The 26919-nt window shown below is 54.9% G+C and carries 26 protein-coding genes; 10 read left to right on the top strand and 16 right to left on the bottom strand.

Annotated features, from left to right (window positions below):
- Window positions 1-10: 10 nt before the first annotated feature.
- From MY052_RS02465 to gltB, 3 genes are all read right to left on the bottom strand, one after another.
- Complete coding sequence (locus MY052_RS02465; protein ID WP_248538148.1) at window positions 11-1096, bottom strand: PDDEXK nuclease domain-containing protein; 1086 nt, start codon at window positions 1094-1096, stop codon at window positions 11-13.
- A gap of 199 nt (window positions 1097-1295) precedes the next feature.
- Window positions 1296-2714, bottom strand: coding sequence for a glutamate synthase subunit GltD (gltD, locus tag MY052_RS02470; RefSeq protein ID WP_035891183.1), 1419 nt, complete (start codon window positions 2712-2714; stop codon window positions 1296-1298).
- 9 nt (window positions 2715-2723) lie between these two features.
- Entirely contained in the window at window positions 2724-7184 is a 4461-nt protein-coding gene (gene gltB / locus MY052_RS02475; RefSeq protein WP_202217104.1) for a glutamate synthase large subunit, read from the bottom strand.
- 685 nt (window positions 7185-7869) lie between these two features.
- On the opposite strand from gltB, the gene mnmL reads away from it, so the two are divergent.
- The 3 genes from mnmL to mtgA all read left to right on the top strand — a co-directional run bounded on the left by mnmL (window position 7870) and on the right by mtgA (window position 12259).
- Window positions 7870-8793, top strand: coding sequence for a tRNA modification radical SAM protein MnmL/YtqA (gene mnmL, locus MY052_RS02480; RefSeq protein ID WP_248538149.1), 924 nt, complete (start codon window positions 7870-7872; stop codon window positions 8791-8793).
- Window positions 8794-8975: 182 nt separating this feature from the next.
- Window positions 8976-11315 carry an aerobic respiration two-component sensor histidine kinase ArcB gene (gene arcB / locus MY052_RS02485; protein ID WP_248538150.1) on the top strand — a complete coding sequence of 780 codons (2340 nt, stop codon included), beginning with the start codon at window positions 8976-8978 and terminating at the stop codon, window positions 11313-11315.
- A gap of 224 nt (window positions 11316-11539) precedes the next feature.
- A complete protein-coding gene (mtgA, locus tag MY052_RS02490) occupies window positions 11540-12259 on the top strand; it encodes a monofunctional biosynthetic peptidoglycan transglycosylase (protein ID WP_248538151.1) in 720 nt (239 codons plus the stop codon).
- A 111-nt stretch (window positions 12260-12370) separates the two neighbouring features.
- Here mtgA and npr read toward each other — a convergent pair whose 3' ends face one another.
- Genes npr through MY052_RS02545 form a run of 11 tightly spaced genes read right to left on the bottom strand, consistent with a single transcriptional unit; the run spans window position 12371 to window position 20245 of the window.
- Window positions 12371-12643, bottom strand: a complete 273-nt coding sequence (gene npr / locus MY052_RS02495) for a PTS phosphocarrier protein NPr (protein ID WP_035891174.1) — start codon at window positions 12641-12643, stop codon at window positions 12371-12373.
- Window positions 12640-13494: an RNase adapter RapZ gene (gene rapZ / locus MY052_RS02500; RefSeq protein ID WP_035891172.1), complete on the bottom strand. Its 855-nt coding sequence runs from the start codon at window positions 13492-13494 to the stop codon at window positions 12640-12642. Before rapZ ends, npr begins: the two co-directional genes overlap by 4 nt.
- A gap of 33 nt (window positions 13495-13527) precedes the next feature.
- Window positions 13528-14016 carry a PTS IIA-like nitrogen regulatory protein PtsN gene (ptsN, locus tag MY052_RS02505; protein WP_035891171.1) on the bottom strand — a complete coding sequence of 163 codons (489 nt, stop codon included), beginning with the start codon at window positions 14014-14016 and terminating at the stop codon, window positions 13528-13530.
- Window positions 14017-14071: 55 nt separating this feature from the next.
- Window positions 14072-14359 carry a ribosome hibernation promoting factor gene (gene hpf / locus MY052_RS02510; protein WP_035891170.1) on the bottom strand — a complete coding sequence of 96 codons (288 nt, stop codon included), beginning with the start codon at window positions 14357-14359 and terminating at the stop codon, window positions 14072-14074.
- Window positions 14360-14381: 22 nt separating this feature from the next.
- A complete protein-coding gene (gene rpoN / locus MY052_RS02515) occupies window positions 14382-15815 on the bottom strand; it encodes an RNA polymerase factor sigma-54 (RefSeq protein WP_248538152.1) in 1434 nt (477 codons plus the stop codon).
- A 45-nt stretch (window positions 15816-15860) separates the two neighbouring features.
- Window positions 15861-16586, bottom strand: coding sequence for an LPS export ABC transporter ATP-binding protein (lptB, locus tag MY052_RS02520; RefSeq protein ID WP_035891167.1), 726 nt, complete (start codon window positions 16584-16586; stop codon window positions 15861-15863).
- A 6-nt stretch (window positions 16587-16592) separates the two neighbouring features.
- Window positions 16593-17147, bottom strand: coding sequence for a lipopolysaccharide ABC transporter substrate-binding protein LptA (gene lptA / locus MY052_RS02525; protein WP_035891165.1), 555 nt, complete (start codon window positions 17145-17147; stop codon window positions 16593-16595).
- Complete coding sequence (gene lptC, locus MY052_RS02530) at window positions 17116-17691, bottom strand: LPS export ABC transporter periplasmic protein LptC (RefSeq protein WP_035891163.1); 576 nt, start codon at window positions 17689-17691, stop codon at window positions 17116-17118. The genes lptA and lptC overlap by 32 nt, the downstream gene beginning before the upstream one ends.
- Window positions 17688-18254 (bottom strand): 3-deoxy-manno-octulosonate-8-phosphatase KdsC, encoded by a 567-nt coding sequence (gene kdsC / locus MY052_RS02535; RefSeq protein WP_035891161.1) that lies wholly within the window; start codon window positions 18252-18254, stop codon window positions 17688-17690. The genes lptC and kdsC overlap by 4 nt, the downstream gene beginning before the upstream one ends.
- Window positions 18255-18269: 15 nt before the next feature.
- Window positions 18270-19256 (bottom strand): arabinose-5-phosphate isomerase KdsD, encoded by a 987-nt coding sequence (kdsD, locus tag MY052_RS02540; RefSeq protein ID WP_035891159.1) that lies wholly within the window; start codon window positions 19254-19256, stop codon window positions 18270-18272.
- A 14-nt stretch (window positions 19257-19270) separates the two neighbouring features.
- A complete protein-coding gene (locus tag MY052_RS02545; protein WP_035891156.1) occupies window positions 19271-20245 on the bottom strand; it encodes a calcium/sodium antiporter in 975 nt (324 codons plus the stop codon).
- A gap of 188 nt (window positions 20246-20433) precedes the next feature.
- Between MY052_RS02545 and mlaF the strand changes: the two genes are divergently transcribed.
- The 7 genes from mlaF (at window position 20434) to murA (ending at window position 25257) form a co-directional block, all read left to right on the top strand.
- Complete coding sequence (mlaF, locus tag MY052_RS02550) at window positions 20434-21246, top strand: phospholipid ABC transporter ATP-binding protein MlaF (RefSeq protein WP_035891154.1); 813 nt, start codon at window positions 20434-20436, stop codon at window positions 21244-21246.
- Between the two features lie 7 nt (window positions 21247-21253).
- A complete protein-coding gene (gene mlaE / locus MY052_RS02555; RefSeq protein ID WP_035891153.1) occupies window positions 21254-22036 on the top strand; it encodes a lipid asymmetry maintenance ABC transporter permease subunit MlaE in 783 nt (260 codons plus the stop codon).
- Between the two features lie 4 nt (window positions 22037-22040).
- Window positions 22041-22595 (top strand): outer membrane lipid asymmetry maintenance protein MlaD, encoded by a 555-nt coding sequence (gene mlaD / locus MY052_RS02560; protein ID WP_123651666.1) that lies wholly within the window; start codon window positions 22041-22043, stop codon window positions 22593-22595.
- A gap of 18 nt (window positions 22596-22613) precedes the next feature.
- A complete protein-coding gene (gene mlaC, locus MY052_RS02565; RefSeq protein ID WP_035891146.1) occupies window positions 22614-23249 on the top strand; it encodes a phospholipid-binding protein MlaC in 636 nt (211 codons plus the stop codon).
- Entirely contained in the window at window positions 23249-23539 is a 291-nt protein-coding gene (mlaB, locus tag MY052_RS02570) for a lipid asymmetry maintenance protein MlaB (protein ID WP_035891143.1), read from the top strand. The genes mlaC and mlaB overlap by 1 nt, the downstream gene beginning before the upstream one ends.
- 138 nt (window positions 23540-23677) lie before the next feature.
- A complete protein-coding gene (ibaG, locus tag MY052_RS02575) occupies window positions 23678-23932 on the top strand; it encodes a BolA family iron metabolism protein IbaG (protein ID WP_035891140.1) in 255 nt (84 codons plus the stop codon).
- Between the two features lie 65 nt (window positions 23933-23997).
- Entirely contained in the window at window positions 23998-25257 is a 1260-nt protein-coding gene (gene murA / locus MY052_RS02580) for a UDP-N-acetylglucosamine 1-carboxyvinyltransferase (protein WP_035891138.1), read from the top strand.
- A 54-nt stretch (window positions 25258-25311) separates the two neighbouring features.
- On the opposite strand, the gene sfsB is transcribed toward murA, so the two are convergent.
- Entirely contained in the window at window positions 25312-25584 is a 273-nt protein-coding gene (gene sfsB, locus MY052_RS02585; protein ID WP_035891135.1) for a DNA-binding transcriptional regulator SfsB, read from the bottom strand.
- Window positions 25585-25778: 194 nt separating this feature from the next.
- Window positions 25779-26750, bottom strand: a complete 972-nt coding sequence (ispB, locus tag MY052_RS02590) for an octaprenyl diphosphate synthase (RefSeq protein WP_035891132.1) — start codon at window positions 26748-26750, stop codon at window positions 25779-25781.
- Between the last annotated feature and the right edge of the window lie 169 nt (window positions 26751-26919).

Consider the following 26919-nt stretch of genomic DNA (forward strand, 5'->3'; position numbering starts at 1 on the left):
TTTTGTTATGTCAGTTTGATAATAAGTTACCCTGCGCGGCCAATGCCTTTTGTGAGCGAATCAGCTCATCTGCCAGCCGCTTTTCATCAGGCAGCTGTACTCTGTATTCGCTTGCCATCACGGTATTGGGTAAACCATTCAATGAATAGTGCGCTTCCCCAGCCCCTTTCGCCGCGCACAAGATTAACCCCACGGGCGGGTTCTCTCCCGGCATAGTCCAGTGCTCTTTCGCATAGTTCAGGTACATATTCATTTGTCCTGCATCGGCATAGCTGAATTTGCCTACTTTCAGGTCGATAACCAACAGACAGCGTAATTTCCGGTGGAAAAATAGCAGGTCGATGCGAAACCAGCTGTCGTCAATCCGCAAGCGACGCTGACGGCCTACAAATGCAAAATCATCACCGAGTTCCAGCATAAAATCCATCAGATGGTTGAGCAGGGCCTCTTCAAGATCGGACTCTGAATACTCGTCTTTCAGGTCCAGAAATTCCAGAATGAACGGGTCGCGTATTGCCTGCTCTGGCGTCACCTCGGCGGTGGCGGGCGCACTCTGTTGTAGCATGGCCGTTTTATCGCGGGACAGCAGTATCCGCTCGTAAAATTGTGTGGCAATTTGCCTGTCTAACTGCCGCACCGACCAGCCACAACGCAGCGTCTCTTTCTCGTAAAAGCTGCGCGCATCGGGACTTTTAACCGACAGGAGGCGGACGTATGCAGACCAGGGAAGTGGGAAAAACTTGGCCAGCTGTATGAGATATTGAGATTCTGCAGACACTGTCTGCGGAATTTCAATGTGTTGAAAACAAATGTAAAAATTGCGTATTTGCCACAGGATTCTTGTAGAAAAACCGCGTTTATACCTTTGGCTTAAATCCTGCGATAAACGATCAATGAGCTGTTCACCATAAGCCGCTCTGGTTTCACCGCCTTGCTCAAATTCGACAATGCGTCGGCCAATTTCCCAGTATGTCGCGGTCATGAGTGCGTTAACGCTGCGAACTATTTCAGTTCGTGCGCAATCGACCAGATGAATAATACCGTCATGGATCTGCTGATAATCATCTGCGTTTTGAGGTGACGTCGGCGTGTTCATATTTCATCCCTGTAGTGATAGTCGCAATGTGAAATTTTGCCGCTATCAATACGCCCGGGCGCTGAAGTGATCAATCCGCGTTCTAATAATTACAAAGACTTGCAGTCTGAATTGCGAGTAGCTTTCAAAGAATGGCGGGGATATACGAAGAAAAAAGCCCCTGTCTGCAAATGTGGACAGGGGCCATAGAAGAGTCTTCTTACACTTCCAGCCAGTTCATAATCCCGTCAGCCGCCTTACGGCCTTCGGCAATCGCTGTCACCACCAGATCCGAACCGCGCACGATGTCACCACCGGCGAAGATTTTCGGGTTGCTGGTCTGGAAGGCATTTTCGTGACCTTCGGGCGCAATGATGCGGCCCTGAGAGTCCAGCTCAACGCTGTGTTTCGCCAGCCATTCCATGCTGTGTGGACGGAAGCCAAACGCCATCACGACGGCATCGGCCGGGATGACATGCTCGGAGCCGGCGACAATTTCCGCGCGACGGCGGCCTTTCGCATCCGGCTGGCCCATTTCGGTACGCGCCATCTTCACGCCGCTCACTTTGCCATTAGCATTCACTTCAATGCCCAGCGGCTGGATGTTGAACTGGAATTCCACGCCTTCTTCACGCGCGTTTTTCACTTCGCGTTTCGAACCTGGCATGTTCTCTTCGTCACGACGATAAGCACAGATAACGTGAGCCGCATTCTGACGAATGGAGGTGCGCACGCAGTCCATCGCGGTATCACCGCCGCCCAGTACCACCACGCGCTTGCCTTCCATGCTGACGTACGGTTCTTCGGCGGTTTCACCAAAGCCCATAATCTGCTTGGTGTTGGCAATCAGGAATGGCAGAGCGTCGAATACGCCGGACGCGTCTTCGTTCTCCAGGCCGCCGCGCATGGACTGATAGGTGCCCACGCCGAGGAAGACGGCGTCGTAATCCTTCAGCAGGTCGTCCAGTTGCACATCACGGCCCACTTCGACGTTGAGTTTGAACTCAATGCCCATGCCTGTGAAGATTTCACGGCGGCGGGTCATCACCTCTTTTTCCAGCTTGAAGGCCGGGATACCGAAGGTCAGAAGACCGCCGATTTCAGGGTGACGGTCAAAGACCACAGCCTTCACGCCGTTACGGGTCAGCACGTCGGCGCATGCCAGGCCCGCAGGGCCCGCACCGATGATGGCGACTTTTTTGCCGGTTTGCTTCACGCCGGTCAGGTCTGGACGCCAGCCCATCTCGAACGCTTTATCGTTGATATAGCGTTCGATGTTGCCGATGGTCACTGCGCCGAACTCGTCGTTCAGCGTACATGAACCTTCGCACAGGCGGTCCTGCGGGCAAACGCGCCCGCAAACTTCCGGCAGGGTGTTGGTCTGGTGCGACAGCTCGGCTGCCTCAAAAATACGTCCCTCGTTGGCGAGCTTCAGCCAGTTCGGGATGTAGTTATGTACCGGACATTTCCACTCGCAGTAAGGGTTACCGCAGGACAGGCAGCGGTCTGCCTGTGCTTTGGCCTGTCCTTCGGAAAACGGCTCGTAGATCTCAATAAATTCGATCTTGCGGATCTTCAGCGGTTTCTTTGGCGGATCAACGCGCTGCAGGTCGATAAATTGATAAACGTTCTGACTCATGATGACCTCTTACTGCGCCTGCACACGCAGCTCAGCTGCGCTACGACTACGGTGACCCAACAGGGCTTTCACATCACTGGACTTCGGCTTAACCAGCGCGAACTTCGCGGAGTAAGACGGCCAGTGCGCCAGGATCTCTTCGCCGCGGGAAGAACCGGTTAACTGCACGTGTTCGGTAATCAGACCGCGCAGGTGCTCTTCGTGAATCGCCAGCGAGTCGACATCCAGCACTTCCACCAGTTCCGGGTTCACGCGTTTACGGAAATCACCGTCTTCATCCAGTACGTAGGCGAAGCCGCCCGTCATACCGGCGCCGAAGTTAACGCCCGTTTTGCCCAGCACGCAGACGATGCCGCCAGTCATGTATTCACAGCCGTTGTCGCCAATACCTTCCACCACGGTAATCGCCCCGGAGTTACGTACGCCGAAACGTTCACCCGCACGCCCTGCGGCGTACAGACGACCGCCGGTCGCACCGTACAGGCAGGTGTTACCGATAATGCTCGCTTCATGGCTGCGGAAGGAAGAACCCACCGGAGGACGAATCGCCAGCAGACCACCCGCCATACCTTTACCGACGTAGTCGTTGGCATCGCCGGTCAGGTACAGCTCAACGCCGCCTGCGTTCCACACGCCGAAGCTCTGACCTGCGGTGCCGCTGAAGTGCGCTTTAATCGGATCCGATGCCAGTCCCTGGTCGCCGTGCGTCTGGGCAATATAGCCAGACAGCGACGCGCCTACGGAACGGTCGGTGTTGCGGATGTCGAACCAGAAGGTTTTGCTCTGGCGGTCATCAACAAACGGTTTCGCCTGCTGTAGCAGCTGTGCGTTCAGTACGCCGTTATCAAACGGCGGGTTGTTCTCGGTGCAGTACAGCGCTTTACCTGGGTGCGGCTCAGCGGTTTCCAGCAAACGAGACAGCTCCAGCTTCTGCTGCTTGGCGGTGAAGCCATCCAGCTCTTTGAGCAGGTCGGTGCGGCCAATCAGGTCAACGAGGCGGGTTACGCCCAACTCGGCCATCAGCTCGCGTACTTCACGGGCGATAAATTCAAAGTAGTTAGTCACTTTGAACGGCAGGCCGTGATAGTGGTTCTTACGCAGTTTGTCATCCTGAGTTGCAACACCGGTTGCACAGTTGTTCAGGTGACAAATACGCAGGTATTTACAGCCCAGCGCGACCATTGGACCGGTGCCGAAGCCGAAGCTTTCTGCGCCGAGGATCGCTGCTTTAATGATGTCGACGCCGGTTTTCAGGCCGCCGTCTACCTGCAGACGAATCTTGTGACGCAGGCCGTTAGCAACCAGCGCCTGCTGGGTTTCCACCAGGCCCAGTTCCCACGGGCAGCCCGCATATTTGACGGAAGACAGCGGGCTTGCGCCGGTGCCGCCGTCATAGCCAGCGATGGTAATCAGGTCAGCGTAAGCTTTCGCTACCCCCGTGGCGATAGTGCCGACGCCCGGTTCGGAAACCAGCTTCACGGAGATCATCGCTTTCGGGTTGACCTGTTTCAGGTCGAAAATCAGCTGCGCCAGATCCTCGATAGAGTAAATATCGTGGTGCGGTGGCGGAGAAATCAGCGTCACGCCCGGTACGGAATAGCGCAGTTTGGCGATGTACGGGGTGACTTTATCACCCGGCAACTGACCGCCTTCGCCTGGCTTCGCGCCCTGGGCAACTTTAATCTGAATCACGTCGGCGTTAACCAGATACGCTGGGGTCACGCCAAAGCGACCGGAAGCCACCTGCTTAATGCGCGATACTTTGTTGGTACCGTAACGCGCCGGGTCTTCGCCGCCTTCGCCGGAGTTCGAGTTACCGCCGATGCTGTTCATCGCTTCAGCCAGCGCTTCGTGTGCTTCCGGGCTCAGTGCGCCGATAGACATCGCTGCGGTGTCGAAACGTTTGAACAGGTCGCTTGCTGGTTCAACGTCGGCCAGGTTGACGGTTTCCCCGTTCGGGGTGATCGCCAGCAGATCGCGCAGCGTTGCCGCCGGACGGTTGTTCACCAGCTCGGCATATTCTTTGTAATCGCTGTACTCACCGCTCTGTACTGCCTGTTGCAGAGTACGCACCACGTCCGGGTTATAAGCGTGATATTCACCGCCGTGAACGTATTTGAGCAGGCCGCCCTGATCCAGCGGTTTACGCGCCAGCCAGGCACGTTTCGACAGGTTCAGCAGGTCCTGCTGGAAGTCGTCGAACGATGCACCGCCGATGCGGCTAACCACGCCCTGGAAGCAGTTCTCAACCACGTCATCGTGCAGACCCACGGCTTCAAACAGCTTGGAGCAGCGATAGGACGCGATGGTCGAGATGCCCATTTTGGACATGATCTTGTACAGGCCTTTATTGATGCCGTTACGGTAGTTCAGCATCACCGTGCGGTAGTCTTTCTCGATAGCATGCGTATCAATCAGACGTCCCAGGGTTTCATAAGCCAGGTACGGGTAGATTGCCGTGGCGCCAAAGCCGAGCAGTACCGCAAAGTGGTGCGGGTCGCGGGCGCTGGCGGTTTCGACGATGATGTTGGCATCGCAGCGCAGGCTCTTATCAACCAGACGAGCCTGAATGGCGCCTACCGCCATCGGTGCCGGTACCGGCAGACGATTTTTGGCGATGTTACGGTCAGAAAGCACCAGCAGAACGGTACCACTGCGTACCATCTCTTCGGCTTTGTCGCACAGCGCTTTCACCGTCTCTTCAAGGTTGGTTTCCGTCACATCGAAGGTGATATCCAGCGTATCGGCGCGGTAGTGCTCCTCTTTCATCGTGGTGAGCTGATTGAAATCGGAGTACAGCAGAATCGGTGATTTGAAGCTCAGACGGTGCGCCTGGCCTTCCGCTTCGCAGAAGACGTTCATTTCACGGCCGATGCTGGTCGCCAGCGACATCACGTGCGCTTCACGCAGCGGGTCGATTGGCGGGTTGGTCACCTGCGCAAACTGCTGACGGAAATAGTCGTAAATAATACGCGGCTGGCTGGAGAGCACGGCAAACGGGGTATCGTCACCCATTGAGCCGACCGCTTCCTGGCCATTTTCGCCGAGCACGCGGATAACGGAATCCAGCTCTTCGGCGCTGTAGTTAAACTGTTTCTGATAGCTGGCAAGCGTATCGTCGTCCAGCTCACGGCTGCCAACGCGGTCATCGGCCAGATCTTCAAACGGCACCAGGCGGCGAACGTTCTTCTCCATCCACTCTTTGTACGGGTGGCGGCTTTTCAGATCGTTGTCGGTTTCAGCAGAGTGCAGAATGCGGCCACTGCGGGTGTCGATAACCATCAGCTCGCCTGGGCCTACGCGGCCTTTTTCCACCACTTCGTCAGGCTGGTAATCCCAGATACCGACTTCAGAAGCGCAGGTGATGAGCTTGTCTTTGGTGATGACGTAGCGCGCCGGGCGCAGACCGTTACGGTCGAGGTTACAGGCGGCATAGCGACCGTCAGACATGACGATACCTGCCGGGCCGTCCCACGGCTCCATGTGCATGGAGTTAAAGTCGAAGAACGAACGCAGGTCCGGGTCCATATCCGGGTTATTCTGCCAGGCCGGTGGTACCAGCAGACGCATGGCGCGAATGATGTCCATCCCGCCTGCCAGCAGCAGCTCAAGCATGTTATCCATGGAGCTGGAGTCGGAGCCGGTTTCGTTAACGAAAGGCGCAGCGTCGTGCAGATCCGGGATTAGCGGGGTCTGGAACTTATAGGTACGCGCGCGCGCCCACTGGCGGTTACCGGTGATGGTGTTGATCTCGCCGTTGTGCGCCAGGTAGCGGAACGGCTGAGCCAGCGGCCAGCGTGGAACGGTGTTGGTGGAGAAGCGCTGGTGGAACAGGCAGATGGCCGACTCCAGACGCAGGTCCGCGAGGTCCAGGTAGAAGCGCGGCAAATCCGCTGGCATACACAGACCTTTATAGATGTTGACCAGGTTCGACAGGCTACAAACGTAGAAGTCTTTATCTTCCTGGAGGCGTTTTTCGATACGGCGACGGGCGATAAACAGACGGCGTTCCATATCGCGTGGACGCCAGCCCGCAGGGGCGTTAACGAAAATTTGTTCAATGCGAGGCAGAGAGGAGAGGGCGATTTCACCCAGCACGCCTTCATTGGTTGGCACATCGCGCCAGCCGACGATAGACAGGGTTTCACGCTGCAGTTCTTCTTCTACAACACGGCGAGACGCCGCAGCCAGTTCAGGATCCTTATTCAGGAACAGCATCCCAACGGCATAGTTTTTCGCTAAGCGCCAGCCGCGCTCTTCGGCGACGATGCGAAAGAAACGGTCAGGTTTTTGCAGCAGCAGGCCACAACCGTCACCGGTTTTACCATCGGCGAGTATTGCGCCGCGGTGCTGCATTCGTGCCAGTGCGTGTATCGCGGTACGCACTACCTTGTGGCTAGGTTCGCCTTCTATGTGGGCGATCAGGCCGAAACCACAGTTATCCCTCTCAAGGGATTTATCGTACAACATATCAGTGAACCTCCCCAGGCTCTACGGGACGCCCCCTTAATCGATTGCGCGCAAGGCACAGCAAGAGCATGGCGACGGGGTATGGCATTCATCTGCCTAACCTCGCATTCGCCCTCTTTTATCCTTTTCGCGTAGGTCGCACAAGTTTGAGGACTTGCTTAAGAGGGAATCTCAATTACTGCATAAATATGATGAGCAGACTGCTCATCCAGAAAGCTTCCAGCGGATTCCCAACTTATCGGGAATCGATACATAGGTCAAATGGCAATCTTATTTATACAAAAATGTGCTATAGCGCAATTAACGCAATGATATATAAGAAAAATATGACATTTTAGGCTGGCGTTAACCGCGCTGAAGGGGATTCGCGAGTGTGATCTGTCTCACTATCTGAAAGCGCTGTTTTAATCGTCATGCACTGTTTATTCTGCAATAAGTAGCATTTAATGCTGGCATGGAGTGTGGGGGTATAGGATCACTCTGTTTTTCAACGGCAGATAGATTATTGCAAATTAGCCGCTGAACATAAGTAAAAATAATCTATATGGCTTTGAATGAAATTGCAGTTGTTTTGATTTGTTATGCAATGGGATAAAAGGTCTACATGGCGATTGATCCAGGTCATCGCCGATCGAGACTAAAAGTGGCAGGCTTGGCCCCTTTCTTCAGGCCGGTCTATCAGATTATGCAGTTACAAAAATTAGTCAATATGTTTGGTGGGGATCTTACGCGTCGTTATGGCGAAAAGGTTCATAAACTGACGCTGCATGGTGGATTTAGCTGCCCAAACCGCGATGGCACCATCGGCCGCGGCGGCTGCACGTTCTGTAACGTGGCCTCGTTTGCTGATGAAGAGCAGCAGCATAAATCGATTGCCGAGCAGTTAGCGCATCAGGCGCAGCTGGTGAACCGCGCAAAACGCTATCTGGCCTATTTCCAGGCCTATACCAGCACCTTTGCCGAAGTGCAGGTGCTGCGTTCGATGTATCAACAGGCGGTAAGCCAGGCAAATATTGTTGGGCTGTGCGTTGGCACGCGCCCGGACTGCGTGCCGGAGGCGGTACTCGACCTGCTAAGTGAGTACCACGAGCAGGGCTATGAAGTGTGGCTGGAGCTCGGCCTGCAAACGGCGCACGATAAAACGCTGCACCGGATTAACCGTGGCCATGATTTCGCCTGCTATCAGAACACCACGCGTCTGGCGCGCGAGCGCGGGCTAAAGGTGTGTAGCCATCTGATTGTCGGCCTGCCGGGCGAAGGGCAGAGCGAATGCCTGGAGACGCTCCAGCAGGTGGTTGAAACCGGTGTTGACGGCATTAAGCTGCATCCGCTGCATATTGTTACCGGCAGCATCATGGCCAAAGCCTGGGAAGCCGGGCGCCTGAACGGTCTTGAGCTGGACGACTATACGATAACCGCGGGCGAGATGATTCGCCATACGCCGCCGGAGGTGATTTATCATCGTATTTCCGCCAGCGCACGTCGTCCGACGCTGCTGGCTCCGCTGTGGTGTGAGAACCGCTGGACAGGAATGGTCGAGCTGGATAAATACCTGAACGAATATGGGGTGCAGGGCTCGGCGCTGGGCACTCCGTGGGTGCAGCCATAGCGCCCATTGCCGGATGGTGGCGCTGCCTTGGCAATGTAGCCGTGTAGCCCGGCCAAGCGAAGCGCCGCCGGGAATGGCACCGTGCCCCAATTAGCAGATAATCCCCGCATTTTTCGCACAACCTACCGCGCCACGCTCAGAATTGGGTATTATTGAACGACGTTGTCGTTAAGGAATCCCTTATGAAGCAAATCCGTATGCTGGCGCAGTATTACGTCGACCTGATGATGAAGCTGGGTCTGGTACGTTTCTCCATGCTGTTGGCGCTGGCGCTGGTGGTGTTGGCCATTGTGGTACAAATGGCGGTAACCATGGTGCTGCACGGCCAGGTTGAAAGCATTGATGTTATCCGTTCTATCTTCTTCGGTTTGTTGATTACGCCCTGGGCGGTCTACTTCCTTTCGGTCGTGGTTGAACAGCTTGAAGAGTCACGACAACGTCTCTCCCGGCTGGTGGAGAAGCTTGAAGAGATGCGCGAGCGCGACCTCAAGCTGAACGTCCAGCTCAAAGACAATATTTCGCAGCTCAATCAGGAGATTAGCGATCGCGAAAAAGCCGAGGCCGAGCGCCTTGCGACGCTAGAGCAGTTGCGTATTGAGGTACAGGAACGCGAAGAAACGCAGATCCGCCTCGAGCAACAATCCTCCTTCCTGCGCTCTTTCCTCGATGCTTCTCCGGATCTGGTTTTCTATCGCAATGAAGATAAAGAGTTCTCCGGCTGTAACCGGGCGATGGAACTGCTGACCGGCAAAAGCGAGAAGCAGTTGATTCACCTGCACCCGGAAGATGTTTATGCGCCTGAAGCAGCGGCGAAAGTCATTGAAACCGATGAAAAAGTCTTCCGCCACAACGTCTCGCTCACCTACGAACAGTGGCTCGATTATCCCGACGGACGCAAAGCCTGCTTCGAGATTCGTAAAGTGCCGTATTACGACCGCGTGGGTAAACGCCACGGCCTGATGGGCTTTGGCCGCGATATTACCGAGCGTAAGCGCTATCAGGATGCGCTTGAGCGTGCCAGCCGCGATAAGACTACCTTTATTTCTACCATCAGCCATGAGCTGCGTACGCCGCTGAATGGCATCGTCGGCTTAAGCCGCATTCTGCTCGACACCAACCTGACGGCTGAACAAGAAAAATACCTGAAAACCATCCATGTCTCGGCGGTCACGCTGGGTAATATCTTCAACGATATTATCGATATGGACAAAATGGAACGTCGCAAAGTCCAGTTGGATAACCAGCCGGTCGATTTCACGGGTTTCCTGGCCGACCTGGAAAACCTCTCCGGTCTGCAGGCGCAGCAAAAAGGTCTGCGCTTCGTGATGGAGCCAACGTTACCGCTGCCGCATAAGGTGATTACCGACGGCACCCGACTGCGCCAGATCCTGTGGAACCTTATCAGCAACGCCGTGAAGTTTACCCAGAAGGGCAGCGTGACGGTGCGCGTGCGCTATGACGCAGGCGATATGCTTCACTTTGAAGTCGAAGACTCTGGTATCGGTATCCCGCAGGAAGAGCAGGATAAAATCTTCGCCATGTATTATCAGGTTAAAGACAGCCAGGGCGGTAAACCGGCCACCGGGACCGGCATTGGCCTTGCGGTCTCTCGTCGTCTGGCGAAAAGCATGGGCGGCGATATTGAAGTCTCAAGCCAGGCCGGACACGGTGCGACCTTCACCTTGACGGTGCATGCGCCAGCGGTGGCGGAAGAGGTTGAAGATGCGTTTGAGGACGATGAAATGCCGCTGCCGGCGCTGCACGTGCTGCTGGTCGAAGACATTGAATTGAACGTGATTGTCGCCCGTTCGGTGCTAGAGAAACTGGGCAACAGCGTGGATGTCGCCATGACCGGCAAAGATGCGCTGGAGATGTTTACGCCGGGCGAATATGACCTGGTGCTGCTGGATATCCAACTGCCGGATATGACGGGGTTGGATATCTCCCGCGAACTGACGCGTAAATACCACGCCGACGACCTGCCTCCGCTGGTTGCGCTGACGGCTAACGTACTGAAAGATAAGAAAGAGTATCTGGAAGCCGGGATGGACGATGTGCTGAGTAAACCGCTCTCGGTACCGGCCCTGACCGCGATGATCAAGAAGTTCTGGGATACCGTTGAAGACGAAGAGGAGAGTACCGTGACCCCTGTTGAAAGCAGCAAATCGCAGCAGCTACTGGATATTCCGATGCTGGAGCAGTACCTCGAACTGGTTGGGCCGAAGCTGATTACCGACGGTCTGGCGGTCTTCGAGAAAATGATGCCGGGCTACCTCGCGGTACTGGAATCGAACCTGACCGCGCGCGACCAGAAAGGCATTGTTGAAGAAGGTCATAAGATTAAAGGCGCGGCCGGTTCCGTCGGCTTGCGTCACCTGCAACAGCTGGGGCAACAGATCCAGTCTCCCGACCTTCCGGCCTGGTGGGATAACGTCGGTGAATGGGTTGAGGAAATGAAATCCGAGTGGCAGCAGGATGTCGCGGTATTAAAAGCCTGGGTGGCGAACGCTGATAAAAAATGACCCCGGCTAGACCGGGGTGCGCGAATACTGCGCCAACACCAGGGAACTGGTGGCTGCGTCAGATGATTAGCTTGTTTTTTGTTGATGACACAACCTGAAATACGATTGCACGCTCAATAAGATAGCAAAACTTAAAATGTTTGTTACGTGAATCAGTAAAATGTGTGAAGCATAACGACTTAATCAGAAATATTAATCGGCGTCAGAGAGTTAGCGTGAAGAAGATGGCTTTAAGGAAAGTAGCGGGGCTAAAACAATTGTTCTGGCGACTGTTGCTGTTGCTGGCGCTTTTCTGGGGCGGCGGCATCGCCGCGTTCAGTTTTTTGCCGGTTCCATTTTCCGCAGTGATGATTGAGCGTCAGCTTGGCGCCTGGATGACGGGCGACTTTGGCTACGTGGCACACTCTGATTGGGTCAGCATGGATGCTATCTCGCCGTTTATGGGGCTGGCGGTGATTGCCGCTGAAGACCAAAAATTCCCGGATCATTGGGGGTTTGACGTCTCGGCGATTGAGAAAGCGCTGGCGCACAACGAGCGCAATGAAAACCGTATCCGCGGAGCTTCTACGCTCTCGCAGCAAACGGCGAAAAACCTGTTCTTGTGGGATGGCCGTAGCTGGGTGCGTAAAGGGCTGGAAGCGGGTCTGACGCTGGGCATGGAAACAGTCTGGAGTAAGAAACGCATCCTGACCGTGTACCTGAACATTGCTGAATTCGGTGACGGTATTTTTGGCGTGGAAGCCGCGTCTCAACGCTATTTCCACAAGCCCGCGAGCAGGTTGACGATGGCCGAAGCCGCACTGCTGGCCGCCGTGTTGCCGAACCCGATCCGTTTTAAAGCCAGCGCGCCGTCAGGGTATGTGCGTAGTCGCCAGGCGTGGATATTACGTCAGATGCGTCAACTGGGCGGGGAAGGGTTTATGCGGGAGAATAAGCTGTATTAACCGCAGGTTGCGGTGAATTTCGTAGGCCTGATAAGCGTAGCGCCATCAGGCATTGTAAGGCGCCGCTGTATCGCCGGATGGCGGCGTAAACGCCTTATCCGGCCTACGAGACTAGTCTTCGTCGAACCCGGCGTTAAACAGCGCAATCACCGCGGCCAGTGCTTCTTCTTCCTGCGGCCCGGTGGCTTCGACTTCAATCTGGCGACCCTTGGCTGAGTCCAGCATCAGCAGCGCAATCACGCTATTTGCCTCCGCTTCGGTCCCTTCATCGTTACGCAGCAGAACTTCTGCGTCGAAATGTTGCATCAGCTCAAACAACTTCATCGCCGGGCGAGCGTGCATGCCCAGCTTGTTGGTTATCTCAACGGTCTGCTTTACGGTCATGATTTGCGTTTTTCCAGCGTCCGGTGACGAGACTGCACGTTCTTACCGCGCGAGCGGAAGTAGTCAGCCAGCTGTTCGGCAACGTAGACCGAACGGTGTTTACCGCCAGTACAACCGATAGCAACGGTCAGATAGCTACGGTTGTTGGTTTCCAGCATAGGTAACCATAGCTCAAGATAGCTGCGCGTTTGATAGATAAAATTGTGAACTTCCGTGTGCCTGTCGAGGAACGCGGCGACCGGTTTATCCAGGCCAGTCATCGGACGCAGCTTAGGATCCCAGTGCGGGTTTGGCAGGAAGCGTACGTCGAAAACGTAGTCAGCATCGATCGGAATGCCGTGCTTGAAGCCAAAGGATTCGAACACCATCGTTAGCTCACGCTCGCGTTTACCCAGCAGGCGAGTACGCAGCATCTCGGCCAGTTCATGAACTGACATTTCGGAGGTGTCGACGATAAGGTCGGCGCGAGAGCGCAGCGGTTCCAGCAGGTTACTCTCTTCATCAATGGCGCTTTCCAGCGACAGATTCTTACTGGAGAGTGGGTGCAGGCGGCGGGTATCGCTGTAGCGGCGAATTAGGGTGTTGCGATCGGCATCAAGGAACAACAGCTGCGGGGAGAAGTTATCCGGCAGGTTTTCCATTGCCCGCTCAAAGATTTCCGGTGATTCGGGCATGTTACGCACGTCAATGCTGACGGCGGCGGATATCTCTCGGTCGGCAAGCGTTTTTGCCAGTTCCGGCAGCAGCACGACCGGCAGGTTATCGACGCAGTAAAAGCCCATATCTTCCAGCGCGCGCAGGGCGACCGATTTTCCGGAGCCTGAGCGGCCGCTGACGATCATCAGTACCATGTACCGTTTCTCCTCAGTACGACGTGATGTCCATTATGCATCATCGTGGGTTTCCGTATCGGTGATGATTTGATACAGCTCTTCGTCGCTCTGCGCAGCACGCAGGCGACGGCAAATGGTTTTATCCGCCAGGCGTTTTGCCACCAGAGAAAGCGTATGCAGGTGGGTTTTGGTCTGGTCTGCCGGCACCAGGAGCGCAAAGAGTAAATCGACGGGCTGATTGTCGATGGCGTCGAAGGCGATCGGGGTTTCCAGCTGCACAAACACGCCAACCGCGCGCAGCGTATCTTCTTCCAGCTTGCCGTGAGGAATAGCGATACCGTTACCAATACCGGTACTGCCCATCTTCTCGCGGGTCAAAATTGCCTCAAAGACAACCTGCGGAGGCAGGCTCAGCTGTTTTGCCGCCAGTTCGCTGATGATTTCCAGCGCGCGTTTTTTACTCTGACAGTGCACAGCACTGCGGGTACATTCCTGGTTAAGGACATTGCTCAGTTGAAGAGCCGAATCGTTATTTGTCATAATTTCACCTAAGCATCGCCCGGTATGCGGGCATATCGGGCGACTGCTCGGACAATCAATGTTGTTTTAGTTTATCTTTATGCTTGTTTAACTGTCTCGCCAGTTTATCAATCAAACCGTCGATGGCGGCGTACATATCCTGCCCTTCCGCGCTGGCATGAAGTTCGCCTCCGTTAACGTGCAATGTGGCGTCCGAGATGTGCGTCAATTTCTCCACCTTTAACACAATGTAGACCTGATTGATCCTCTCGAAATACTGTTCGAGCTTAACGAATTTCGCATTCACAAATTCGCGCATCGCATCGGTAATTTCGACGTTGTGTCCAGTGATGTTGAGCTGCATAGTGTCTTCCTTATCAGTTGTGTCAGACCAGTTGTTTACGCTGGTTAGACGGCGGAATGGATAAAGACTCTCGGTACTTTGCAACGGTACGCCGTGCCACCATGATACCCTGTTCAGAGAGCATGGTGGTCAGTTTACTGTCGCTCAGTGGTTTTGCGGGGTTCTCCGCGGCAATTAATTTCTTAACCAGCGCACGAATCGCCGTGGACGAAGCTTCGCCACCGCCCTCGGTGCTGACGTGACTGGAAAAGAAATACTTAAGCTCGAAAATGCCTCGTGGGCTATGCAAATACTTTTGCGTGGTAACACGCGAAATCGTGGACTCGTGCATTTCGACGGTCTGGGCGATGTCCGCCAGCACCATCGGTTTCATATACTCTTCGCCGAGATCGAAAAAGGCCTGCTGCTGCTCGACGATGCAGCGACTTACCCGCAGTAGCGTATCGTTACGGCTCTCAAGACTCTTAATCAGCCACTTCGCATCCTGCAGGTTGCTGCGGATAAACTGGCTGTCGGCGTCATTACGGGCGTTGTTACACATGCCCGCGTAGTGCTGGTTGATTTGCAGGCGCGGGATGCTGTCGGCGTTCAATTCAACGGCCCAGCGGCCGTTTACCTTGCGCACCAGCACGTCAGGGATCACATACTCCGGCTCGCCGGTCTGGATCGATTGACCTGGGCGCGGATCCAATGATTGGATCAGATCCATCGCCTCTTTCAACACGTCTTCTTTCAGACGCGTGACGCGCATCAGCGAGCGGAAGTCATGATTAGCGAGCAGATCGAGATGATCGCTGATAATCAGGCGGGCTTCGTCGATGCGCGGCGTAGTAGGAGAGAACTGAGAGAGTTGGATCAGCAGGCAATCGCGGAGATCTTTAGCGGCGACGCCGACCGGATCGAATCGTTGGATCCGTTTGAGCACGGCTTCCACTTCATCGAGACCAATCTCGTCATCGCCGATGCCTTCATGAATGTCTTCCACCGTGACGGTGAGATAGCCGGTATCGTCTACCGCGTCGACAATCGAGGTCGCAATGGCCCGGTCGGTATCGGTAAACGGCGTTAGCTCAACCTGCCACATCAGATAGTCTTGCAGTGACTGAGTGGTTTCGCCCTGATACACCGGCAGTTCATCGTCCTGATAATCAGCCCCGGTTCCGGAAGGGGTTCCGGCGGTGTAGATTTCATCCCAGCTGGCGTCGAGCGGCAGCTCTTCGGGCATATCGGGCTTTTCCAGCGCGTCGACGCTGTCCAGCGTTTCGTTATCGACGGTTTCCTGGGTCTCAACTTCTTCGTGAAGATCGGTTTGCTCAAGCAGGGGGTTGCTCTCCAGCGCTTGCTGGAGTTCCTGCTGAAGTTCCAGCGTAGACAGTTGCAACAGACGGATTGCCTGCTGCAGCTGTGGCGTCATGGCAAGCTGTTGGCTGAGCCTTAATTGCAAACCTTGCTTCATGTTCAGAACGAATATCTCCCGCTAACGTCGTAAACCACTACCCTATCAGAGTCTGAAGTCTTCCCCAAGATACACGCGTTTAACATGTTCGTCTTGTAGGATCTCCTGCGGGGTGCCGTGGGCAATCAGGTGCCCCTGGCTGACGATATAGGCGCGTTCACATACGGCCAGCGTTTCACGTACGTTGTGGTCGGTGATAAGCACGCCAAGGCCGCTGTCACGGAGGTGTTCGATGATGCGTTTGATATCGATAACGGAGATCGGGTCAACGCCGGCAAACGGTTCATCCAGCAGGATAAATTTAGGGTTTGCCGCCAGTGCACGGGCGATTTCAACGCGGCGACGTTCACCGCCGGAAAGCGCCTGGCCCAGGCTATCGCGCAGATGCTCGATGTGAAACTCTTCCATCAGCTCTTTGGCGCGGTCTTCGCGCTGCTCGTTGCTCAGATCGTCACGGATCTGCAGCACCGCCATCAGGTTGTCATAGACGCTCAGACGACGGAAAATCGAGGCTTCCTGCGGCAGATAGCCGATGCCGCGACGCGCGCGCGCGTGCAGCGGCAGCAGGCTGATGTCTTCATCGTCGATGATGATATTGCCGGCATCGCGCGGCACGATCCCAACGACCATGTAGAAGGTGGTGGTTTTGCCCGCGCCGTTTGGCCCAAGCAGGCCCACAATCTCACCGGAATTCACGGTCAGACTGACATCTTCCACGACGCGGCGGCCTTTGTAGGCCTTTGCCAGATTTTTTGCAGTTAATGTCGCCATAACGAATTAGTTACTCTTCTTCTGTGCCGGAGCCTGGTCTTTGGATTTGTCCTGCAGCTGCGACGGAACCAGAACGGTGGTCACGCGTTTGCCTTTATCGCTAAACGCCTGCATTTTCTGCTCTTTGACCAGATAGGTGATCTTGTCGCCTTTGATGTTGCTATCCAACTGCTCAAGGTAAGCATTGCCGGTCAGTACGACGAAGTCGTTCGCCAGCTCGTAATGCATTTTCGAGGCGCGGCCTTTTACCGGCTTGCCGTTGTCCTGCATCTGGTAGAAGGTGGCCGGGTTACCGTAGCCGTCGATGACTTCTTTACCTTTCTGGTCCGCTGGACGAGTCACGACGACCTTATCGGCATTGATTTTGATACTGCCCTGGGTCACCACGACGTTACCGGTGAAGGTGACGATGTTGCCCTGCATATCCAGCGACTGCTGATCGGATTCAATATGAATCGGCTGATTGGTATCGCCAGTAAGCGCCATGGCCGGCAGGCTGGCGGCCAGCAAAGAACCGGCAAGTGCCAGCTTAAGGCTGAGTTTGTTTGTTCTGAATTTCATAAGAGGTTCTAACCTTTTCAATCAACTCGGCGTTCTTGCTGCGTAAATTGCCGCGCATTTTCAGGCCGCTGGAATTAAATGTTGTTCCGTATAACGTCACCAGATCGTCAGAGGAAACATCCTGAGTCGTCAGGTTCACCTGGGCATTATCCGTCGTAATCTTACGCAGTTGTGCGTCTTCTGTCAGCGCGTTGATTTCAACGTGCCCATAGAGATAGAGCATGCGGTCGTTAGTCAGCTTGGCTTTATCGGCTTTAATCGACCAGGTTGGTACTTTATTTGCGTCAAAGGTGGTCAGGAACGGGTGGGTAAACCACGATATTGCCTGATCGGAAAAATACTCCACATGCTCGGCGGTTAACCGGTAGCTCAGTGCGCCTTCGGGGCTGTACACCACGGTATCGGTATGTTCGCTTTTATAGGTTGGATCGTTTGCGTTAATCACGACCTGGCTGCTGTCGTCTTTATCGGCAAGGTTCAGGCCGATCAGGACAAGCGCAACCAGCGATAGCACAATGATAACCCAACGTCTGGTTTTACTCATATCGATTGCCCTTTGGCTTCTTCCAGCTTCCCTTGCGCCATCAGCAGCAGGTCGCAGACTTCACGAACGGCACCGCGGCCGCCTGCAATACGCGTCACATAGTCGGCGCGAGGCAGCAGCAGCGGGTGTGCATCCGCCACCGCTACGCTGAGGCCAATTTCCGCCATCACCGGCCAGTCAATCAGATCGTCGCCGACGTAGGCGACCTCTTCCGGCTGGAGGTTCAGCGTGGCGAGCAGTTCACGGTAGGCGATCAGTTTATCTGACTGCCCCTGGTAAAGATGGGTGATGCCAAGCGTCGCACAGCGGTCTTCTAACAGTTTAGCTTTTCGCCCGGTAATTATCGCCACTTCGATATCTGAAGTGAGCGCACAGCGTACGCCATAGCCGTCGCGGACGTTAAACGCTTTGAGTTCTTCACCGCTGTTGCCCATGTAAATCAGGCCGTCAGAAAGCACCCCGTCGACGTCGAGGATAAGCAGACGGATTTTCTCCGCCTTCGCCATAAATTGTGGACTCACCGGGCCATAACAGGTGGCGACCGATGCGACAGCATTACTCATTCTTTATATCCTTGATTACACTACGCCTGCGCGCAGTAGGTCGTGCATATGTATCACACCTAGCAGATGGTCGCCATCGGCAACCAGCACGCAGGTGATATGACGGGATTGCATCAGGTTCAGCGCATCGACCGCCAGCATGCCGGGGCGAATACGAATGCCGCCCGGCGTCATGACATCGGCAATGCCGAGGCTGCGCACATCGGCACCGGTATCGAAGATGCGTCGCAGGTCGCCGTCGGTGAAAATACCTTTGATCTGCATGTTGTCATCGCAGATGGCCGTCATACCCAGATTTTTACGGGTAATTTCCAGCAGGGCATCGCGCAGCGAGGCATCAACGCTGACGTGGGGTATCTCATCGCCAGTGTGCATAATATCGTTAACGCGCAGCAGAAGCTTGCGGCCTAATGCGCCACCGGGGTGGGAAAGCGCAAAATCTTCTGCGGTAAAGCCGCGCGCTTTCAGCAACGCAACGGCCAGCGCATCACCCATTACCAGCGCTGCGGTGGTGCTGGACGTCGGGGCGAGCCCTAACGGGCAGGCTTCACGCGGGACTTTGACGCACAAATGAATATCCGCCGCGCGGCCCATGCTGCTGTCTGGTCGGCTGGTCATACAGATAAGCGGTACGCGCAGACGTTTTAATACCGGGATCAGCGCCAGAATTTCATTGGACTCGCCGGAGTTGGATAGGGCAATCACCACATCCTGGGGTGTTACCATGCCTAAATCGCCGTGTGCAGCCTCACCAGGGTGAACAAAAAAGGCAGAAGTCCCGGTGCTGGCGAAGGTAGCTGCCATCTTGCGGCCAATATGCCCGGATTTGCCCATTCCCATGACGACCACTTTGCCGGTGCAGTAGAAGATCTTCTCGCAGGCTTCGCTAAAGTCCTGATTAATGTATTGATCAAGCTGTTCCAGCCCTTCCCGTTCAATCGCCAGAACGTCTCTTCCTGCCTGCTGGAAGTCGAAATCTGACGGCAAATCTATTTGCGACATAATGTTATCCCAGTTCAATCGATGAAAAGCGGCGTGCCCCAGTAAAGCAGCGCCAGCCATAACACAAACCCGCTGATTAACAGTAAACCGGCGACGCGGCCAACCTGGCGTCGACGCCAGCAAAGCAGAGCGAAGACCACGCTGACCAGCATCATTACGCCATAGTCACGGGTAAACGCGAGGGGATTAAACGTTCCCGGCGCGATGAGGGCGGGGATCCCCAGTACGATAGCAATATTAAAGAAGTTCGAGCCGATAATGTTGCCGACGGCAATATCGTTTTCACCTTTACGCACGCCTGCGATAGCGGTTGCCAGCTCTGGCAGGCTGGTGCCCAGCGCGATAACCGTTAGTCCAATGGTCAGTTCGCTCATGGCGAAGTAGTTCGCCAGCACGGTAGCGTTATCGATGACCATTCTGGTCGCCATCGGCATGACAATCAGCGCGACGCCAAGCCATAAACAGGCGACGGGCAGAGAACCGTCGCGCGGCAGTTCGGATAACTGCTCCTGGGTAAATTTGTCGTTACCCTGACGTTCAGCGAGACGGGCTATTTTAATGATAAACAACAGCCATAATCCGGCCAGAATAAATAAAAAGACACCGTCAAACCAGGACAGTTCTCCATCATACAGAACATACCCAGCGACCAGGCTTACGACCAACATTAGCGGTAATTCGCGGCGCAGAATATCAGAATGCACGGTAAATGGGTGGAACAGGGCGGTGAGCCCAAGAATGAGCAGAATGTTGACGATATTAGAGCCGACGGCGGTGCCGATGGCCAGATCGACCTGCCCGTGCAGCGAGGCGGCCGCGGAGACGATGATTTCCGGCAGTGAGGTACCGATGCTGACAACGGTTATACCTATAATCAGGGGGGGGACACCTAAAGCACGGCACAGAATGGAGGCGGAATACACGAGGCGGTCGGCGCTGTAGACCACCAGAAGTAAACCAATAATTAACAGAGCCGTGGCTAAGAGCATCAAAAGTCCTTTATTCGGGTATAATCGCCGGTCCGCACGTCTGGACGTAACGAATTCCTAATTTTGACTTTATGCGCAGGAAAAGTAAAACAAATGCCAGATTTCGTTAACCAGAGCGGTTAGGATTCTGTAAGAATGCGGGGGCAAGCAGGAGTTTGCCCTACTTAAGGACCTGGAAAGGTAAGCCTATGAGCCAAAATATCGAGAATCTGGTCGAGGTGCGAGATGTCACGTTTTCGCGTGGCAATCGGGTCATCTTTGACAATATCTCGCTGTCGGTACCGCGCGGAAAAATTACCGCGATTATGGGGCCGTCGGGGATTGGCAAGACCACGCTGTTACGCCTGATTGGCGGGCAGATCCCCCCGGATAGCGGAGAGATCCTCTTTGACGGTGAGAACGTGCCGAAAATGTCGCGCTCTCGCCTGTATACCGTACGCAAGCGTATGAGCATGTTGTTTCAGTCCGGTGCGCTGTTCACCGACATGAACGTGTTTGATAACGTGGCGTATCCCATTCGTGAGCATACCCGCTTACCGGCGCCGTTGCTGAAAAGCACGGTAATGATGAAGCTGGAGGCCGTTGGCCTGCGCGGTGCTGCAACGCTGATGCCATCGGAGCTCTCTGGCGGTATGGCCCGCCGCGCTGCGCTGGCGCGTGCTATTGCCCTGGAGCCAGATCTCATCATGTTCGACGAACCTTTCGTCGGCCAGGACCCGATTACCATGGGCGTGCTGGTGAAGCTGATTTCTGAACTCAACAGTGCGCTGGGTGTCACCTGTATTGTGGTTTCTCACGATGTGCCGGAAGTACTGAGCATTGCGGATTACGCTTATATCGTGGCGGACCAGAAAATTGTCGCGCACGGCAGCGCCTCTTCATTGCAGGAAAATAGCGATCCTCGAGTGCGTCAGTTCCTCGACGGTATTGCCGACGGCCCGGTGCCGTTCCGTTATCCTGCGGGCGACTATCGCCGCGATCTCATCGGCACAGGGAGTTAATCGACTTATGCTGTTAAATGCACTGGCAGCGCTTGGACATCGCGGGATCAAGACCGTCGCGACGTTTGGGCGAGCTGGGTTAATGTTATTCAATGCCGTTATCGGCAAGCCGGAGTTCCGCAAACACGCGCCGCTGCTGGTGCGCCAGCTGTACAACGTCGGCGTGCTTTCTCTGGTTATCATCATCGTGTCGGGCGTATTTATTGGCATGGTGCTGGGGCTGCAGGGTTACCTCGTGCTGACCACCTACAGCGCTGAGACCAGTCTCGGCATGCTGGTGGCGCTGTCGCTGCTGCGTGAACTGGGGCCGGTGGTTGCCGCGCTGCTGTTCGCCGGGCGCGCGGGTTCTGCGCTGACCGCGGAAATCGGCCTGATGCGCGCCACCGAGCAGCTCTCCAGCATGGAGATGATGGCGGTGGATCCGCTGCGCCGCGTTATCTCCCCTCGCTTATGGGCTGGCGTCATTTCGCTGCCGCTACTGACCATTATCTTTGTGGCCGTCGGCATCTGGGGTGGTTCACTGGTTGGCGTAAGCTGGAAAGGTATTGATGCCGGGTTCTTCTGGTCGGCGATGCAAAATGCGGTGGACTGGCGTCTTGATCTGGTGAACTGCCTGATCAAGAGCGTTGTTTTCGCCATTACGGTGACATGGATTGCGTTATTTAACGGTTACGATGCGATCCCCACTTCTGCCGGAATTAGCCGGGCGACGACGCGCACCGTGGTGCACTCCTCGCTGGCGGTTCTTGGGCTGGACTTTGTGCTGACGGCACTGATGTTTGGGAATTGAGTGAATGCAAACGAAAAAGAGTGAAATCTGGGTCGGTATTTTTCTGTTGGTTGCCCTGCTGGCGGCGCTGTTTATCTGCCTGAAGGCGGCGGATGTTTCGTCAATGAAATCAGAACCAACCTACCGCATTTACGCCACCTTCGATAACATCGGCGGCCTGAAAAACCGTTCACCGGTGCGGATTGGCGGTGTAGTGATTGGCCGCGTCGCGGATATTGAACTGGATCCGAAAACGTACTTACCGCGCGTCGCTATCGACATCGAAGATCGCTATAACCACATCCCCGATACCAGTTCCTTGGCCATTCGTACTTCTGGCCTGCTTGGGGAACAGTATCTGGCGCTGAACGTCGGTTTTGAAGATCCCGATCTCGGAACGTCTATCCTTAAAGATGGCGGTACCATTCAGGACACCAAATCGGCGATGGTACTGGAAGACCTGATTGGCCAGTTCCTTTACAACAGCAAGGGCAGCGACAATCAGAATTCTGGCGATGCGCAGGGTTCTACAGAAGGACATACTGGTACGACGACGCCTGCGACTGGCGCGACGAATTAATCTCAGGAGATACTCGACATGTTTAAACGTTTACTGATGGTCGCCATGCTGGTGATTGCGCCGTTAACGGCAGCCACTGCGGCAGACCAAACCAACCCTTACAAGCTGATGAATGAAGCGGCGCAGAAGACGTTCGATCGCCTGAAGAATGAACAACCGAAGATTCGTTCTAACCCGAACTACCTGCGTGACGTGGTCGATCAGGAACTGCTGCCGTATGTTCAGGTAAAATACGCCGGTGCGCTGGTACTAGGCCGCTACTACAAAGATGCCACGCCCGCTCAGCGTGAAGCTTACTTCACCGCTTTCCGCGAATACCTGAAGCAGGCGTACGGTCAGGCGCTGGCGATGTACCACGGCCAGACCTACCAGATTGCGCCAGAACAGCCGCTGGGCGATGCGACCATCGTGCCTATTCGTGTGACCATCATCGATCCGAACGGCCGTCCTCCGGTGCGTCTTGACTTCCAGTGGCGTAAAAATACCCAGACGGGTAACTGGCAGGCATACGACATGATTGCGGAAGGGGTGAGTATGATCACCACCAAGCAGAACGAATGGAGCGACCTGCTGCGTACCAAAGGCATTGACGGCCTGACCGCACAGCTGAAATCTATTTCTGCACAGCCAATCACCCTGGATCAGAAAAAATAATGGCCGAACAGCTAAGCTGGAAGCGCGATGGTGAACGCCTGGCGCTGCACGGTGAACTGGATCAGGATTTTCTGGTATCCCTGTGGGATGCCAGAACCGAGGCTACGCAGGGAGTATCCATTATCGACCTCAGCGGCCTGAGCCGCGTCGATACGGCAGGCCTGGCCCTGCTGGTGCATCTGGTTGAACTTATCCGCGCGCAGGGTCGTACGCCGAGCCTGGAAGGGGTAAGCGAAAAAGTCGCGACCCTGAAAAGCTTATACAACCTGCCAGAAGGTATGATCCCCTAACAGTTTCAGCACGTTACTGTCATGGTTTCTGATAAAGCCCCATCAATCTCAACGATGGGGCTTTTTGCTTGTTTAAGACCGCGCCACTTTCCTCTAAGATGTGGGGCTTGTTTTCACTCTCAAATGAAATGCGAACCTATGGAAAATAATGAAATTCAGACCGTGCTGATGAATGCACTCTCCCTTCAGGAAGTTCTCGTTTCTGGCGATGGCAGCCACTTCCAGGTTATTGCCGTGGGTGAGATGTTTGATGGCATGAGCCGCGTCAAGAAGCAGCAGACTATCTATGGCCCGCTGATGGAATACCTTGCGGATAACCGCATCCATGCCCTGTCGATCAAAGCGTATACCCCGCAAGAGTGGGCACGCGATCGCAAACTTAACGGTTTTTGAGCCAGGGGAAAAGTGCGTGCACTTTTCCGGTGGCGAACGTGAATACTTAACAGAGATTAGATTTGATGGATAAATTTCGTGTGCAGGGGCCAACCCGCCTTCAGGGCGAGGTCACCATTAGCGGTGCAAAAAACGCTGCCCTGCCGATTCTTTTTGCCGCGCTGTTGGCAGAAGACCCGGTAGAGATCCAGAACGTACCGAAGCTGAAAGACGTTGATACTTCCATGAAGCTGCTGACGCAGCTGGGTGCCAAAGTTGAACGTAACGGCTCGGTTTGGATTGACGCTGGCCCGGTCAATGTTTTCTGTGCGCCGTACGAGCTGGTGAAAACCATGCGTGCGTCTATCTGGGCGCTGGGGCCGCTGGTGGCTCGCTTTGGTCAAGGGCAGGTTTCTCTACCGGGCGGCTGCACCATTGGTGCGCGCCCGGTTGACCTGCACATCTCTGGCCTTGAGCAACTGGGCGCAGAAATTAAGCTGGAAGAAGGTTACGTCAAAGCGTCCGTCAACGGTCGTTTAAAAGGCGCGCATATCGTCATGGACATGGTCAGCGTTGGCGCGACCGTTACCATCATGACGGCCGCGACGCTGGCGGAAGGCACCACCATCATCGAAAACGCCGCGCGTGAACCGGAAATCGTCGATACGGCGAACTTCCTCAACGCGATGGGCGCGAAGGTGACGGGGCAGGGTACCGACCGTATTACCATCGAAGGCGTGAAGCGTCTGGGCGGCGGCGTATACCGCGTTCTGCCAGACCGTATCGAAACCGGCACCTTCCTGGTGGCAGCGGCTATCTCCGGCGGCAAAATTGTCTGCCGTAACGCACAGCCTGATACGCTGGATGCTGTACTGGCTAAGCTGCGTGAAGCCGGTGCTGACGTTGAAGTGGGCGAAGACTGGATTAGCCTCGACATGCACGGCAAGCGCCCGAAAGCGGTGAACGTGCGTACAGCTCCACACCCGGCGTTCCCGACGGACATGCAGGCGCAGTTCACGTTGCTGAATATGGTCGCGGAAGGTACAGGGGTTATCACTGAGACGGTATTTGAAAACCGCTTCATGCACATTCCTGAACTTATTCGTATGGGTGCGCGTGCGGAAATCGAAAGCAACACCGCGATTTGCCACGGCGTTGAGCAGCTTTCCGGTGCTCAGGTAATGGCGACTGACCTGCGAGCTTCTGCGAGCCTCGTGCTGGCGGGTTGCATCGCTCAGGGCACGACGATCGTTGACCGTATCTACCACATCGATCGTGGTTATGAGCGCATTGAAGATAAACTGCGTGGTTTAGGCGCGAATATCGAGCGTATCAAGGGCGAGTAATCGCTGCCGTGAATAAAGCGCCCGCTATTGATGGTGGGCGCTTCTCTCCCTCTGCTATTTTTCCTGCTTACCGCTGCGAATAGCCTGTGTTCTATCGATAAACGCATGGGTTATTGGATCGTGATAACGTGACGGCCAAATCACCCAGGGTTCAGTCCCCAGGGCTTTTGCTACGATCATCTCTCCTTTCGGCCATGGACGAGAAAGGACGTTAGCTAACGTCGATGAGCTAAGTCCGTTTTTGCGTGACTCTGCAGCCATCGATGTGCCTCTCTTTCGTAAACCCGCGATGATGTCTGCGGGATGCCAGTCGCTAAACCTCTCCATACTTCCTCCCTGAAAGCCGTCGTTAACTCGTTACGCTAAGTGAGGAAGATACTGTATCTCTCTTTTTTATAAGTTCATAAAGAGTTCGAGTAAGTTTCTTTAAATTAGGAAAACATCAAATTTCTGGTAAAAAAAAGCGCCTTCAGGCGCTTTCAGGAATGTACCCGCACGGTTGCGGGTAGGGCATTCTGGGGCTATCGGTCGCGTTGAACGGCGATATGGGCGAGGCCGATAAGCGCATCGCGCCATGGTGTATCTGGCAGAGAAGCCAGAGAAGCAATCGCCTTATCGGCTTCTTCTTCGGCACGCTGGCGCGTCCATTCCAGAGAACCACAGGCGGCCATTGCATCCAGTACGGGCTCCAGGAGATGGCGACCGTTACCTTGTTCGATAGCACCGCGAATGAGCTGAGCCTGTTCTGGCGTGCCGTTACGCATGGCGTGCAGCAGCGGTAGGGTCGGCTTACCTTCGTTGAGATCGTCGCCTACGTTTTTACCCAGCGTCTCTCCGTCGGCGCTGTAGTCGAGCAGGTCATCAATCAGCTGGAAAGCGGTGCCGAGATAGCGGCCATAGTCCTGCAGCCCTTTCTCTTGCTCAGACGTACAACCCGCCAGCAAACCAGAACATTGCGCCGCCGCTTCAAACAGACGCGCCGTTTTGCTGTAGATAACGCGCATATAGTTCTCTTCGGTGATGTCCGGATCGTTGACGTTCATCAACTGAAGGACTTCGCCTTCGGCAATGACGTTAACGGCTTCTGACATCACTTCCAGCACCTTCAGTGAACCGAGGCTGGTCATCATCTGGAATGCACGCGTATAGATAAAGTCGCCAACCAGTACGCTGGCCGCGTTACCAAAGGCTGCATTGGCCGTTGCTTTGCCGCGGCGCATATCGGACTCATCGACAACATCATCATGCAGCAGCGTCGCGGTATGAATAAATTCGATCAGCGCGGCGATAGTGACGTGGGCGTTTCCCTGATAGCCAACGGCGCGGGCGGCCAGGACGGCGATCATTGGACGAATCCGTTTTCCGCCGCCGCTGACGATATAATAGCCAAGCTGGTTGATCAATTGGACGTCCGAGTTGAGCTGCTCAAGAATCGTCGCATTGACACCCGCCATATCCTGCGCGGTTAACTCATTGATTTTTTGTAAATTCATCGCAAAAGCCGGGCTTAATGTCCTGTTTACCACTTATCCATACGGGATAACGAAGGTTTTACGTTAGAGTTGTACCTACGATTGTACTGAAAAAACGGCTCAGATAAACGTTGCCGTGCAGGTTGTATTTTTTTTCTGCATCTATTGATGCTAGCACTTGTCAAAGGCT

Source organism: Kluyvera ascorbata (assembly GCF_023195735.1).
In the GTDB taxonomy this organism is placed as follows: Bacteria; Pseudomonadota; Gammaproteobacteria; order Enterobacterales; family Enterobacteriaceae; genus Kluyvera; species Kluyvera ascorbata.